Here is a 14,707-nt window from a genome sequence, read left to right as displayed (position 1 = left end):
TAATTAGCTTCCTTTTTTTTATGTGATAAGGTATTTATTATGAATACATTTTTTTTCTTAATTCCTTTACCTTAGGGTCAGATAAATATTCATCGAAAGTTGAATACTTATCGATAACTCCTTTTGGTGTTATTTCAATAACTCTGTTGGCTACTGTTTGTGCAAACTCGTGATCATGAGTAGAAAACAATACAGTTCCTTTAAAGTTAATTAAAGAGTTGTTTAAAGACTGAATAGATTCTAAGTCTAAGTGATTGGTTGGCTCATCTAACAAAACAATATTTGCTCTTGTCATCATCATACGAGATAGCATACAACGCACTTTTTCTCCTCCAGAAAGCACATTACTTTTCTTTAAAGCTTCTTCACCAGAAAAAATCATTTTCCCTAAAAAACCTCTTAAAAACACTTCTTCTCTTTCTTCTTCGGTTTGTGCATACTGACGTAACCAATCTACTAAATCTAACTCTCCATCTTGAAAAAATGATGAATTATCTGCAGGTAAATAAGATTGCGTAGTTGTTACTCCCCAATTGTATTTTCCAGAATCAGCTTCTTCATTTCCAGCGATAATTTCATAAAATGTAGATACTGCTTTCGAGCTTTTTGAAATAATAGCTACTTTGTCTCCTTTATTTAAGTTTATATCAATATTCGCAAATAACGGACTTCCTTCAAAGTTTTTAGATAGCCCTTCTATGTTTAAAATCTGATCTCCTGCCTCTCTATCTCTATCAAAAATAATTGCTGGGTAACGACGACTAGAAGGTTTGATTTCATCAACATTTAACTTATCTATCATCTTCTTACGAGAAGTAGCTTGTTTAGATTTTGCCATGTTTGCAGAAAAACGACGAATAAATTCTTCTAATTCCTTCTTCTTGTCTTCTGCCTTTTTATTTTGTTGAGCTCTTTGTTTTGCTGCTAACTGACTAGATTCATACCAGAAAGTATAATTTCCAGAAAAGTGATTTATTTTAGCAAAATCAATATCAGAAATATGTGTACAAACGGCATCTAAAAAGTGACGGTCATGTGATACAACGATTACGGTGTTATCAAAATTAGCTAAGAAGTTTTCTAACCAAGCAATAGTTTCAAAATCTAAATCGTTGGTAGGTTCATCCATAATTAATACATCAGGATTCCCAAATAAAGCTTGTGCTAATAAAATACGTACTTTCTTTTTAGATTCTAAATCAGCCAATAGAGTATAATGATCTTCTTCTTTAATACCTAAATTAGATAATAAAGTTGCGGCAGCAGCATCGGCATTCCAACCATCCATTTCTTCAAAACGAACTTGCAACTCCCCTATTTTCTCTGCATTTTCATCAGTATAATCTGCATATAGAGCATCTATTTCTGATTTAATTTTATGCAATTCTTTATTCCCCATTAAAACAGCTTCTAACGTAGTATACTCATCAAAAGCGTAGTGATCTTGAGTTAAAACAGACATTCTTTTTCCAGGTTCTAAATGAACATGACCAGATGTTGGTTCTTGTACCCCTGATATAATCTTTAAAAAAGTAGACTTTCCTGCTCCGTTTGCCCCGATAATACCGTAGCAATTTCCTTGAGTAAATTTTGTATTTACTTCATCAAACAAAATACGCTTACCAAACTGAACTGATAAATTAGATACTGATAACATTTATAGCTTTTTAAATTGGCTGCAAAAGTATAAAATATACTGACTTAAAAAGAATTTGCAAGGAAATATTTAACATCTTACATTTGACGCTTTTAATTCTTTTAACAATGAATTAACAACTAAATTATATAGAGATGTTTATTTTTGAACATTATATCTTTGTAAAAGAGAACCGCAAAAACATGACTAAATATTTAGTACCCTTTATATTAATTTCACTCATTAGTTGTAATGAACCTGAAGCTGCAAAAGCTACTTATTTTGGTGGTAAAATCATCAATCCAAAATGTAGTTATGTAACGCTTTCAGACAATTATAGCTTTAATGATACTATTTATTTAAAGAAAGATAATAGTTTTTTAGGTTCTTATAAGAATTTTAAAAAAGGATTATATTTATTTGAGCACGGATCAGAACATCAATATGTATACTTAGAGCCTAAGGATAGTTTACTTTTTAGGCTAAACACTTGGGATTTTGATGAATCTTTGGTTTTTAGTGGTAAAGATGCTGCACGCAACAATATTTTAATTGAATCTTTTTTACAAACGGAACAAGACAATAAAAATTTTTCGAAGTTTTATAACTTATCTCAAGATACGTTTCTAAAAAAAATTGACTCTCTTAAAAAAATCAAGAATAATATTATTAAGAATTATAAAAATAGTGACAATACAATTTCTAATGATTTTATAGAAATACTAAATATTTCTTTACTATATCCTATTTATGCGAATTTAGAACAATATGCTATTCATAATTTCAAAAAAGAAACCCCTGAAAAATTAGTTGACTCTTATTTTGATTATCGTTCTGACATCAATTCAAAGAAAGATTCTTTAATTTTCTTTAGTCCGTATTATAGTTTTATGATTGATAAGTTATACAATGACGTATATCTTAAAAAAGACAGGTCAGCTAATTTTACTGTTGATTTATTACATAATATAGACTCAAATATAACATCCGAAGAAATAAAAAATAAATTATTATACAACACCGTTGTACGCCACTTCTTTAAAGAACCTAATAAGAAAGACAAAAATAAAATGTTCTTTACTTTTTTTAAGTTGAATACAGATATAGAACATAAAAAAAACATACAACGTTTAATTAACGATCTTAAAGTACTACACACAGGAGAAAAACTACCTTCTTTTAACTTAATGAATGCCAAAGGAGAAGAAAAAAATATTTCAGAAATAATAGGCAAGAAAAATACTGTTATTTTATTTAAAGATTATAAGCATGCTTCTGATGAATGGATTGCATCTCGTACTAATTATTTAATTAGAAAAAATCCTGAAGTTAATTTTGTGGTTGTTAATCTATCTACAGCTTCTAAAAGATATACTAAGAAAATTGATATAAAACACCAGTATACTTTACCTAAAAAAAGTACTGTTTACAATTTTTCATCTAGTAAGTTTCCACGTTTAGTTTTAATTGATAATAAAGGTGTTATAACTAACGGATACACTAGTTTATCTTCTAAAGGAATTAATCTAGAAGTAAGCAATTTACACAAAAACAAATAATCCTCTATAATCTATATTATTTATCATACCTTTGCGGGATTTTATTTTTGAAATAAAATGAAATTTAGATTATTAACTACCAGATTATTAGCCATATAATCTATTGTCCAAATTAAGAATCAGGTTTACAGATACTGGCGTCTGTGAATCTAAAAAGAACACAGACGTATATATGTCAACATTTTTAGATTTAGGTTTAAAAGAGCCTATCAACAAAGCATTAACAGATTTAGGTTACGAAAAGCCTACTGTAATTCAAGAAAAAGCAATTCCACAAATTATTTCATCTACGGCAGATTTAAAAGCATTCGCCCAAACAGGTACTGGAAAAACTGCTGCTTTTAGTTTACCAATTATCGAGCAAATAGACTACTCAGATAAAAATACACAAGCTATTATCTTATCTCCTACTCGTGAACTTGCAGTTCAGATAGGAAACAACATTAAAGAATTCGCTAAATACATACCAGACTTAAAAGTGGTAACTGTATATGGTGGTTCTAATATCGAAGAGCAAATTAGAGGTTTAAAAAGAGGTGCACAAATAGTTGTAGGAACTCCTGGTAGAACTGTCGATTTAATAAATCGTAGAGCTTTAAGATTAGGAAACGTAAAATGGCTAGTTTTAGATGAAGCTGATGAAATGCTTAACATGGGGTTCAAAGACGAACTTGATAAAGTATTAGATGCAACTCCTGAAACAAAACAAACTTTATTATTTTCAGCAACTTTTCCTAGAGAAGTAGAAGCTATTGCTAGAAATTATATGGATAATCCTGTTGAAATTACATCAGGAGAAAAAAATCAAGGATCAGATAACGTTACTCACGAATACTATGTTGTAAACGAAAGAACACGTTACCAAGCATTAAAAAGAATTGCAGATGTAAATACTGATATTTACGCAATTATTTTCTGTAGAACAAGAAGAGAAACACAAGAAGTAGCCAACAACCTAATAAAAGACGGTTATAGCGCTGATGCTTTACACGGAGATTTATCTCAACAACAAAGAGATAGTGTAATGGGTAAATTTCGTAAGAAAACTATTCAAATCTTAGTTGCAACTGATGTTGCTGCTCGTGGAATTGATGTAAACGATTTAACACACGTTATCAACCATAAATTACCAGACCAAATAGAAAACTACAATCACCGTAGTGGTAGAACAGGTAGAGCTGGTAGCAAAGGTATTTCTGTTGTATTAGTAAATAATAAAGAGAAAGGTAGATTACGTTCTATTGAGCGTATCATCAAAAAGAAATTTGAAGCTAAAAAAGTACCTACAGGTAAAGAAATTTGCCAAAATCAATTAATGCATTTAATTGAAAAGGTAAAAGCTACTGAAGTTAATACTGAACAAATTGAAGAATTCTTACCTAGTATCTATGAAAAATTAGAAGACTTATCTAGAGAAGAATTAGTTCAAAAATTCGTTTCTTTAGAATTCAATAAATTTTTATCTTACTACAACAAGTCTGACGATTTAAACGATGTATCAAACAGAGATAGTTCAAGAGCTAGATCTAATGATGAAAACATGACTCGTTTCTTTATCAACTTAGGTAGAAAAGATAAATTGAATCCTGCTTCATTAATCGGTTTAATAAACGATCAAAAAATTGCAGATAAAATTGAAATCGGTGCAATCGATATTTTAGATACTTTTTCTTTCTTTGAAATTGATAAAAACTTTGAAAAAGAAACATTAGATGCTTTTGGATCTAATGATGCTGACTTTAACGGACGTTCTGTAAACATTGAAATTACTAAATCTAATCGCGGTGGCGGTGGAGGCGGAAGAAAACCTCGCGGTGGCGGTGGTGGATTCAGCGGAAGAAGAAGCGGTGGAAATGATAGAGGCCAAGAAGTTCTGGTAGAAGAAGTGATTCTAGTAGAGGTGAATCTTCTAACAGAAGTGATTCTAGAAGACGTAGTAACGACAGTGGTTCTTCATCTTCTTCTAGAAGAAGTAGTGGTGATGGTAATGCTTCTGCTGGTTTTGGAAGAAAACGTAAAAGAGACTAAGCAAAGAATCTTATATATTAAAAAAGCAACTCATAAATGAGTTGCTTTTTTTTGCTTAAATTTTAATGAAATTTATTGGTCTCCTAAAATAATTGGCATTCCGCTTTTACCAGCTCCAATCAATACTACCTTACTGTTTGGTGATTCAGACAGCTTTAATGTAGCCTCAATACCTTTATCTTGTAAAATCTTATCAGTTAAAGAAGCACTTAAAATTTTATTCGCATCAGCTTTACCCTTAGCTTCAATAATTTGTTTTTCAGCTTCTTTTTGTGCTGTAACTAATCTAAATTCGTATTCTAAAGATTCTTGTTCTTGCTTTAATTTACGCTCAATAGCTGTTTTAATTGTTGGAGGTAATGTAACGTCTCTTACCAAAACTTCATTTAATTGAATATACTGTTTGTCTAAAATCTTTTTGGTTTCTTCAAAAATTTCTGTTTGAATAACATCTCTTTTACTCGAATATAATTGTTCAGGCGTATAACGACCAACAACACTACGAGCTGCCGAACGAATAGCAGGCTGTATAACTCTAGAAATATAGTTCTCTCCTTTTTCTTGATGTAATGAACCTATTTTCTCAGATTGAGGTTGAAACCAAGCTGAAGCTTCCAATTGAATTTCTAATCCGTTTGATGATAAAACTTGCATTTTTTCAAAAATCTCTTGCTGACGTACTTCGTATACAAAAACTTTATTCCAAGGTGCTACTATCTGAAACCCCTCACCCATTGCTGGTTCGTCTGTTACGACTCCGCCACCAAAGGTTTTATATAAAACACCTGCTTGTCCTGACTTTATAGTTACGGTTGATTTTGTAAAAGCAATAATTGCTATTACTGCTAAAACTCCTAAAAGAATTCCTCCTTTTGGCAATTGTAAATCTAATTGTTTATTATTATTCATCTTTATAATTTGTGTGTATTCAAATGTACAGAATTAATCACAATTACCTTAACATAGTCTTACAACTCTACATGATAATTGTGATTTGTATTTTTTATAATTTTATTAAAATTCCTGTATTAAAAACAAACCCGTCAGTAGGTGCCCAAATATCTGTAAAAGTTGGATCATTATGTGGTGCATTTATCATTGATTGATAATTTTGTTGTTTCGTGTCTGTAAAGTTTTCAAAATTTGTATACAAACTAATCTTTCCGAAAGTACGCATTACCATAAAACCCATTGTCCAATAATTGGGCGTAGCTGTTAAATCATTTCTTAGCTGAGAACTCTTGTAATATGCCTCATAACCTATTCGCCATTTATCATGTACTTCATACATTAAAACACTACCAATACTGTGCTTCGGGGTTAATGCTTTTTGTGTTGTATTAAGTGTTACATTATTATAAGCATAATTGGCAAACAATATAAAGTGCTTGTACTTAAACTTTAAATTAGTTTCTGCTCCGTAACTATTTAATGTGTTTTCAGCGTTAGAAAACTCATAATTAATACCGTTTTGTTGTAATATAAGTGAGTTTTTTAATTGCGTATAAAAAACTAATTGATTGAATGATAATGATATTTTACCATTAAATATTCGAGTTTTATAATTTACATCTGTATTAACCCCAATAGAAGTCTCTGCTTTAAAATTGGTAACATTTATGGGTAATACATTTTGGTACGAGCGCAGTTCGGCATCTTCAGTAAAAATAGTTGGTATTTTATAACCTAAACCACCTCCTATTCTACTTGAAAAAGCGTCATTGTATTTTATAAATAATGACAATCTTGGTAATAAAAAAGTTCCGTAGTTATTATTATAATCAGTTCTTAAACCACTTTCTAAAGTCATTTTTTTATTAAATTTCCAATTATTTTGAGCAAAACCACCAAATGTAAATTGATTATAACTACGATTTAAATTTGTAGTTTCAGTTTCTTTAAAGTTTTCTGTGATAATATTCCCTCCAAAAACCCAGTCAGAATTATCTTTATATAAATTATAAGTCGCCTCAGTAAATGTTGCTATTTGATTTCCTTTAAATTGAAATGTAGGTAAACTTAAATTACGTTTAAAATAACTTACACTATTTTTAAATGTTAGTGTTTTATCTTCAGAAATATCATTGCTATATGTTAATTGCGAAGCATAACGTTGCGTTTTATTTTCTTCAAAAAAGTTATGCTCTGGCGACATATTATCATTTATAACATCAATATCACCTCCTATTCTATTTTCTAAAGAAGCGTTTAAACTTAATCGTAATTGTTCTTTTTCATTTGGATAATAAAAAAAAGATGGATTAAAACTAACACTTCTTACTTTAGGAATATCAGTAAAATGATCATTATTTACATCGGTAGCATTTTGATGATTAGCAGAACCATATAATGAAACTCCAATTTTATCAAATCGTTGGCTATAAAAAGCATTTAAAGTACTTCCATTACGAGAAGTCTGATCGAACATTAAACTAATTTCTGGTGTTTCCTTTGGTTTTTTTGATACTAAATTTACCAAACCTGCAATTGCGCCACCGCCATATAATGTTGACGAACTTCCTTTTATTATTTCAACTTGTTTTAAATCTAAAGGTGGAATTTGCATAATACTCAATCCGCTTGAAAAACCTCCGAATAACGGAAACCCATCTTTTAGTAACTGTGTAAAACGTCCATCTAACCCTTGTATTCTTATAGATTGATTTGCTGAATTGGCCGAAGTTTGTTGCATTTGTATTCCTGTACTCTCACGCAATACCATAGCTATATTTGCCGAATTCATAATTGCTTTTTCTCCGAGCTCTTCTGCCGAAATAACTTCAACACGTGTTGGTATTTCAGCTATACTTCTTTTACTTCTGGTTGATTGAATTACAACCTCTTCTAATGATTCTTCATCTTCATGAAGTTCAATAATTAGTTGTTTTTTTAAAGTTGGAAATTGAATTACTCTCTCTACTGTTGTAAAACCTATAAAAGATATTATAAGTGTTTGTTTTCCAGAGGGAATATTGTTCATAGTAGTTAATCCATCTAAATTGGTTTCATTACCTATTTTTGTGTTTTTTATAAATATTGAAGCTCCTGGTAACGGATCTTTTTCATCTGAAATTACTTTAATTGTAATTGAATTTTGTGCGATTAAATTCACTGCGAATAACCATAGAAATATGGTTAGGACTATATTTTTCATCATTTTAAATGATTTAATTAATTATAAATGTAAGTGTGTAGTTATACATCTTTTTATCTAAAAAGATGTATTCGTTTTCAATAAGAAATTGAAAAAATTATAATTAATTATGCTCTTGGAGGTTGAAAAAGTTCATCTAAAAAACTAGCCGTATTTAGAACTTTATGAAAGTGTATTTTCTTTTTAATTTGAAGAAATTTTTCAAACTGAAATTTAAATTCTGAAGTAATAATTGCATTCGATATTCCTAAAGAAATACAGTGATGATGGTGTTCCGTTTTTTTTCTTCCTCTGTATCATTTTGATGATGGGTATCAGAATGCGCAGTATCCATCTCATCAATATGAGTTTCTATTATATTACCATCATTAAAAATAATAGCATCAGAGTGCGCTTGAACCGGAGGTACAAACAACAATAACGTTATTATGATAATGCTAATATTTTTCAATTCATTAATTTAAGGAAATACAAAAGTATAAAAAAATCCGCACGATTTATTTATTTAACCTGTCTTTAACGTATTCTACTTCTGTTTTTCCGTGACTTATTGGGTTCCCGTCTTCACCCAAACTAACCATAACTATTTTATCAATTTCAATAATAGTTTTATGTGTTAGTTTATTACGTACTTCGCAGTTTAATGTAATTGAGCTTGATCCGAACTTTACAACTTCAATTCCTATTTCAATAATATCACCTTGTTTTGCTGAACTAACAAAATCTATTTCAGACATAAACTTGGTAACAGTTCTTGGTATTTCTAACTGAATAATAGCATAAATACCTAATTCTTCATCAATCCATTGTAATAATCTACCTCCAAATAAAGTTCCGTTTGGATTTAAATCTTCTGGTTTTACCCATTTTCGTGTGTTAAATTTCATATATTTCGTTTTACACAAATTTCGATAAATATTTTCTATTTAATTGATTAAAACTATCAGTGTTTTAAATTTTACCATAATATTTTCTGATAAACCATTCCGTTGAGAACAAAATAACAACTAAAAATAAAATCCACTTCCAATCAATTAAATTTTGCTTTTTTGTTATTGATTTTTGAACCGTATAATAAGAACCATCCGTAGTTAAACTTTGTAATAATTCTTCGGTTTCATTTGCATAAAATAATTTCCCCTTAGTTTTTATAGCTAATGAATTCATTTTTTTATCATCTGCATTCGTAAATTGGGCTTCTATTTGATAATCAGTTACTTTAAACTTTCCATAGCTGTTTATTTTTTGATTTGTTACCGAAACTTTATACGAATATTCACCTGCTAAAAGTCCCTCAACCGATACTTGATACGAATTATTGATTAACGAAAACGGAAGTACCTTCTTACTCTTTGTTTTGTTATTTGTTACCGTTAATTCTAACGAAGCTCTATTATCGAACTGATAATTTTTATCAACATAAAAAGCTGACATCGTAATTGGTGAATTTGCAGCATACAAGTTCTCACTCTTAACATCTAGTCTTTTTCTCTTTTTATTTGATGCCAAATACTGTACTAAATTTCCTAGAAATATATCAAACGTTTCAAAATTTTGTTCTTTTAAAAAACTAGCAGCTCTCCACTTCCAAATTCCTTCACCAAATAGCACAGCATGCTTTTTTGAGTTTTTTTCTATCGTGGTTAATAATGGTTGCGTAGTTTCTACTCCCGCAAATTTTTGATACAGTAAAGTTTGGGCATCACCTGTTAACTGAACAGTTCCGAATTTATCTCGTAAAGGTGGAAACTCACTAAAACCAATATCTTTCTGTAAAAAAGTTAAAAAGTTTGTATTATAAATCCCTAAATAATCTTCGGTTTGATTGATTGCTTCTTTTGTAACTCCAATTTTTTGGGTGTTTAAAAAATTCCAAGCTGTTTTCGTTCCTGAAACCACCAAATAATTAGAAGGTATTTTCTCAAATACTTTTTTAAAATAATTATTAGGTTGATAAAAAACAAAAAACTGATAATCAGCATAATTAATTTTTTTATCATTAATTAAAGCAATTGTTACTTTGCGTTGCTTATTACTTTCTATTGCTTTTTTTATAGCACCTAAATCAGGGTGTAAAAACGAGCTTAAAACCAATACTTTCGTTTGCTCGTCGATAACTTCTACCGAAAAGTTTTGGTAATTATTTTTGGTGTTTTTCTCGTTTTCAATTTTACTAATTGCGCTACTATAATATTGAATTCCTTTTTTATCCGAAGTTAAATTTGTTAAAACCGTTTGCACAGGGTTTGAAGGAGAAAATTGAAGTCTTTTTGAAAACACTTTTTTTCCGCCATTCGAAATTGAAAAAGTTGCACTTACTTTTTCTTTTCCTTCATAATGAAGTAAAGCTTCTACAGGAAATTTATTTTTTATATAACTATATTTATTAACGTTTAACTGTGATATTTGTAAATCTTGATACAAAGTGGTGTCACCAACTACGATTGGAAATATTTTACTTTTAGCATTTATATATTCATAATCATTACCCGTAGTTTGATTTCCGTCACTAATTAAAATCGTTGCATTTAAAGTGTTTTTATTTAATTCGTTAACCGATTTTATTGCTTGAGAAATATCTGTTTGTGTTTCTGCAAAAGACAAACTATCTAAAACAGCAGTTTTAGTTCCAAAAGAAAAAAACTGAACATTAAATTTATCTTGTATTTCTTTATGCTCTTTTATTTCTTTTAAAATAGCTGCTACTTTTTTATCCTCTTTAAAATATTTTATTGAGAGTGAGTTATCAACCATAAGAGATAAAACAGGCTTAATATTTACTTTTTCTATCGTCTCTATTTGGGGATTTATAAATAATAAAATCAATAAAAACATACTCAACACTTTTAAAGCAAAAAGTAAACTATTAATTTTAGAATTATTTTTCGTTTTATAAAAGTATTGAAAAAAAGCAACAGCAATACTCAATAAAACTGCTACAATAATATAAATAAGGGTTCTAGTTTCCAATAAAAGTATTTTAGATTGTGAAGATAAAAAAAGCTATCAAATAAAATGAATCAAACTTCTTTTTACTTTATGATTTAGGTCATAAAACAAATACCTCATTGACTTGTAAATTTGTAATAAAATATATTAGGCATGGTAACAACAGAACAATTAATTGTAAATAGTGAACCTATTAATTTTCCGAAACTTAATTTTTTAGCGACTATAAATAGTAAAATAGCTGCAGAAGAAAGCAATGCTTTTGGTATTTCAATAATTTTATTAATGGCTAGCAGTATGATTGCTTCTTTTTCTGCAGCATTGGCTGTTCACGGAGAAGTAAATTTATTCGCACTAATAATTACTTGTATTTCTGCTATGGGCGCAAATGCAGTAGCCATAAGTCAGCGTAGTTTTAAAACAGTAGTTTGGACATTCTTTTTTGCTGTTTTAGCAAACATAGCGCTGATAATTTATCAGCTTATGCTTTAGGTTTAGCGTCAAACATTCTAAAAAAGAGCATCGATGCAATATTCCTTGCTCTTTCTTTTGCTTCGTTTGCTTTAGTTCCTATAAAAAGAGCATCTAAAGTTTCGAACCACAGTTGCAACCATCTCCCAAAATGCTCTTGAGAAATTGTGTGATTAAAATTACTATCTAAATCCTTATGTGCTTTCATCGGGTTTCCTTTAAATTTTCTAACAAAAAAAAGGTTCGTTTCCCAAAAATCAGTCAACTTTTGTAAATGTGATTCCCATTTTTCATCAGGAATAGTTTTTAAAAAAATAGGTCCTATAAAATCATCCTTTTTAAGGCTGTCATAAAAAGTTGATACTAATAAATACACATCTTCTCTATTTTCTATTTCTTTTTTATCCATCTAAAAAATTATATTAATTTGCCGTAAAAGTATATCTTTATACGATTGCAATTTATGACTTAAATCATAATGATACCAGAAGAACTTTTACTCAAATTTAACGCACATTATAAAGATTTTAAAAAAGGAGAAATTATATTTTCTGAAAATCATACTGCCTATAATTATTATCAAATTTGTAGTGGTGCAGTAAAAATGAATAATTATAATGACGACGGTAAAGAATTTATTCAAGGTGTTTTTTATAAGAATCAAAGTTTTGGAGAACCTCCTTTATTTATCGACGTAAAATACCCAGCAAATGCCGAAACTATTTCTGAAAGTAAGATTTTAGTTATTTCTAAAGAACAATTATTTAAATTACTACAAGAAAACCCTGTAATTCACTTAAAAATAACGCAAAGTTTAGCTAAACGACTGTACTATAAAGCAATTATAGCGTCAGAGATTTCTAGTCAAGAACCCGCACATCGAGTACTTCGCTTTATTGATTATTTAAAAAACGATGTTTATAAAGTAACCGGTGATTTTACCTTTAAAGTAGACTATACCAGACAGCAAATAGCGGATATTTTAGGCTTGCGCGTAGAAACCGTAATACGAGTAATTAAATCGTTAGAAAAAAAAGGTGCTCTCAAAATTTTAAAGCGAAAAGTGCTTCGTTAAAAATTCCTTACCTATATCAGTTAAATAAAGCAAGTATTTTCTATTTTTGCAGCTTACAACACAACAACAAAACATGAACTTAACACAATTAAACGCCATCTCTCCTATTGATGGTAGATACCGTAATAAAGTTGCTGATTTAGCCAACTATTTTTCTGAAGAAGCTTTAATAAAATACAGAGTAAAAGTAGAAATAGAGTATTTTATTGCTTTATGTGAAATTCCTTTACCACAATTGGCTGATTTCAATAAAGATTTATATGTTGATTTACGTAAGATATATGAAGATTTCTCTACCGAAAATGCTCAGAAAATTAAAGATATTGAAGCTATTACTAATCACGATGTAAAAGCGGTTGAATATTTTATCAAAGAAGAGTTTGACAAACTAAGTTTGAATAAGTACAAGGAATTTATTCACTTCGGATTAACTTCTCAAGATATTAACAACACTGCAATTCCACTATCTATAAAAGATGCAATGGAAGAAGTGTATTATCCTGCTTTAGATGGTTTAGTTTCTAAATTAGCTGATTTAGCAGAAGAATGGGATCACATACCAATGTTAGCACGTACACATGGGCAACCAGCCTCTCCTACTCGTTTAGGAAAAGAGTTTTTTGTTTTTGTAGAGCGTATTAACAATCAAGCAATACATATACAACACACACCTCATGCCGCTAAATTTGGTGGAGCAACAGGTAATTTTAACGCACATAAAGTAGCCTATAAAGATATTGACTGGAAAAATTTCGGAACTCATTTTGTAGAAGATATTTTAGGCTTACATCACTCTTTTCCAACTACTCAGATAGAGCATTACGATCATATGGCGGCTTTATATGACGGTTTAAAGCGTGTAAATAATATTTTAATTGATTTAGATCGCGATGTTTGGACCTATGTTTCTAACGATTATTTCAAGCAAAAAATTAAAGCTGGTGAAGTTGGTTCATCTGCCATGCCACACAAAGTAAATCCGATTGATTTTGAAAACTCTGAAGGGAATTTAGGAATAGCAAATGCTATTTTCGAGCATTTATCAGCAAAACTACCAATATCAAGATTACAACGTGATTTAACAGATAGTACTGTTTTACGTAACGTAGGTGTTCCTTTTGGTCATACTCTAATTGCTTTTTCATCTACTTTAAAAGGCTTGAATAAGTTATTATTAAACGAAACTAAATTTGCTGAAGATTTAGAAAATAATTGGGCAGTAGTAGCAGAAGCTATTCAAACAATTTTACGTCGTGAAGCGTATCCGAATCCTTATGAAGCTTTAAAAGGTTTAACACGTACTAACGAAAAAATTAATCAAAAATCAATTGCTAATTTTATTGATACTTTAGAGGTTTCTGTTGAAATTAAAGAAGAATTAAAAGCAATTACACCTGCTAATTATACCGGAATTTAATGAAGTATTTACTTAGTTTTTTAGTCGTTTTTTTAGTGTTTTCTTGTACTCCAGAAAAAGAAGGAGATCATAAACGTTTTAAATACGGAACTTTCGAAATTCCTGCTGGTAACGGTTATGGTAAAACTACAATTGTACGAAAAGACAGTTTGCAAATAGAAGAATATTCTAAAATAGTAAGTATTTCTTCGGATAGTTTAGTTACTGAAAAAGAAGTTAAACATATTGATACACTTTTTATCAAATGGAAAAATAACTTCGCGTATTCATTACGAATGAAACATCCGAAAACTGAATTAGACAAAGACCCAATATTTGTTCAAATTACAAAAGTAACGGATAGTTCTTTTAATTTTACAGCAAAAATTGGCTATTCGAATTTTAAACAAAAAGGAACTGTATATAAAGTAAACTAATG

13 protein-coding genes are annotated in these 14,707 nt (G+C 29.6%); 6 read left to right on the top strand and 7 right to left on the bottom strand.

Annotation, left to right across the window (positions count from 1 at the left end; all coding sequences use genetic code 11):
• Positions 1–37 precede the first annotated feature (37 nt).
• Positions 38–1,657 (bottom strand): ABC-F family ATP-binding cassette domain-containing protein, encoded by a 1,620-nt coding sequence (locus PG912_RS06590; RefSeq protein WP_275688952.1) that lies wholly within the window; start codon positions 1,655–1,657, stop codon positions 38–40.
• 182 nt (positions 1,658–1,839) lie between these two features.
• Between PG912_RS06590 and PG912_RS06585 the strand changes: the two genes are divergently transcribed.
• Together PG912_RS06585 and PG912_RS06580 are read left to right on the top strand one after the other, a co-directional pair.
• On the top strand, positions 1,840–3,195 hold the full coding sequence (locus PG912_RS06585; protein ID WP_275688951.1) for a hypothetical protein: 1,356 nt from the start codon (positions 1,840–1,842) through the stop codon (positions 3,193–3,195).
• Positions 3,196–3,367: 172 nt separating this feature from the next.
• Positions 3,368–5,263, top strand: coding sequence for a DEAD/DEAH box helicase (locus PG912_RS06580; protein WP_275688950.1), 1,896 nt, complete (start codon positions 3,368–3,370; stop codon positions 5,261–5,263).
• Between the two features lie 32 nt (positions 5,264–5,295).
• Here the strand turns inward: PG912_RS06580 and PG912_RS06575 are convergent, their stop codons facing one another.
• From PG912_RS06575 to PG912_RS06555, 5 genes are all read right to left on the bottom strand, one after another.
• The gene (locus tag PG912_RS06575; RefSeq protein ID WP_275688949.1) at positions 5,296–6,132 is read right to left on the bottom strand and encodes a prohibitin family protein; all 837 of its coding nucleotides are present in this window, start codon (positions 6,130–6,132) and stop codon (positions 5,296–5,298) included.
• 94 nt (positions 6,133–6,226) lie between these two features.
• Positions 6,227–8,377, bottom strand: coding sequence for a TonB-dependent receptor (locus PG912_RS06570; protein WP_275688948.1), 2,151 nt, complete (start codon positions 8,375–8,377; stop codon positions 6,227–6,229).
• A gap of 247 nt (positions 8,378–8,624) precedes the next feature.
• Entirely contained in the window at positions 8,625–8,792 is a 168-nt protein-coding gene (locus tag PG912_RS06565; protein WP_275688947.1) for a hypothetical protein, read from the bottom strand.
• Between the two features lie 82 nt (positions 8,793–8,874).
• Complete coding sequence (locus tag PG912_RS06560) at positions 8,875–9,264, bottom strand: acyl-CoA thioesterase (RefSeq protein ID WP_260585900.1); 390 nt, start codon at positions 9,262–9,264, stop codon at positions 8,875–8,877.
• Positions 9,265–9,328: 64 nt separating this feature from the next.
• A complete protein-coding gene (locus tag PG912_RS06555) occupies positions 9,329–11,347 on the bottom strand; it encodes a VWA domain-containing protein (RefSeq protein ID WP_275688946.1) in 2,019 nt (672 codons plus the stop codon).
• 132 nt (positions 11,348–11,479) lie between these two features.
• On the opposite strand from PG912_RS06555, the gene PG912_RS06550 reads away from it, so the two are divergent.
• Positions 11,480–11,818 carry a hypothetical protein gene (locus tag PG912_RS06550; protein WP_275688945.1) on the top strand — a complete coding sequence of 113 codons (339 nt, stop codon included), beginning with the start codon at positions 11,480–11,482 and terminating at the stop codon, positions 11,816–11,818.
• On the opposite strand, the gene PG912_RS06545 is transcribed toward PG912_RS06550, so the two are convergent.
• Positions 11,808–12,206, bottom strand: coding sequence for a group III truncated hemoglobin (locus tag PG912_RS06545; RefSeq protein ID WP_260585897.1), 399 nt, complete (start codon positions 12,204–12,206; stop codon positions 11,808–11,810). The genes PG912_RS06550 and PG912_RS06545 overlap by 11 nt on opposite strands.
• A gap of 69 nt (positions 12,207–12,275) precedes the next feature.
• Between PG912_RS06545 and PG912_RS06540 the strand changes: the two genes are divergently transcribed.
• The 3 genes from PG912_RS06540 to PG912_RS06530 all read left to right on the top strand — a co-directional run bounded on the left by PG912_RS06540 (position 12,276) and on the right by PG912_RS06530 (position 14,705).
• Positions 12,276–12,872, top strand: coding sequence for a Crp/Fnr family transcriptional regulator (locus PG912_RS06540; RefSeq protein ID WP_275688944.1), 597 nt, complete (start codon positions 12,276–12,278; stop codon positions 12,870–12,872).
• A 73-nt stretch (positions 12,873–12,945) separates the two neighbouring features.
• Positions 12,946–14,289, top strand: coding sequence for an adenylosuccinate lyase (gene purB, locus PG912_RS06535; RefSeq protein ID WP_275688943.1), 1,344 nt, complete (start codon positions 12,946–12,948; stop codon positions 14,287–14,289).
• Positions 14,289–14,705 carry a hypothetical protein gene (locus PG912_RS06530; RefSeq protein ID WP_275688942.1) on the top strand — a complete coding sequence of 139 codons (417 nt, stop codon included), beginning with the start codon at positions 14,289–14,291 and terminating at the stop codon, positions 14,703–14,705. The genes purB and PG912_RS06530 overlap by 1 nt, the downstream gene beginning before the upstream one ends.
• Positions 14,706–14,707 lie beyond the last annotated feature (2 nt).

This window comes from Tenacibaculum retecalamus (assembly GCF_027941755.1).
Lineage (GTDB): Bacteria > Bacteroidota > Bacteroidia > Flavobacteriales > Flavobacteriaceae > Polaribacter > Polaribacter haliotis_B.
Note: the sequence above shows the minus strand (reverse complement) of the source record. Positions and strands in the feature narration are given on the sequence as shown.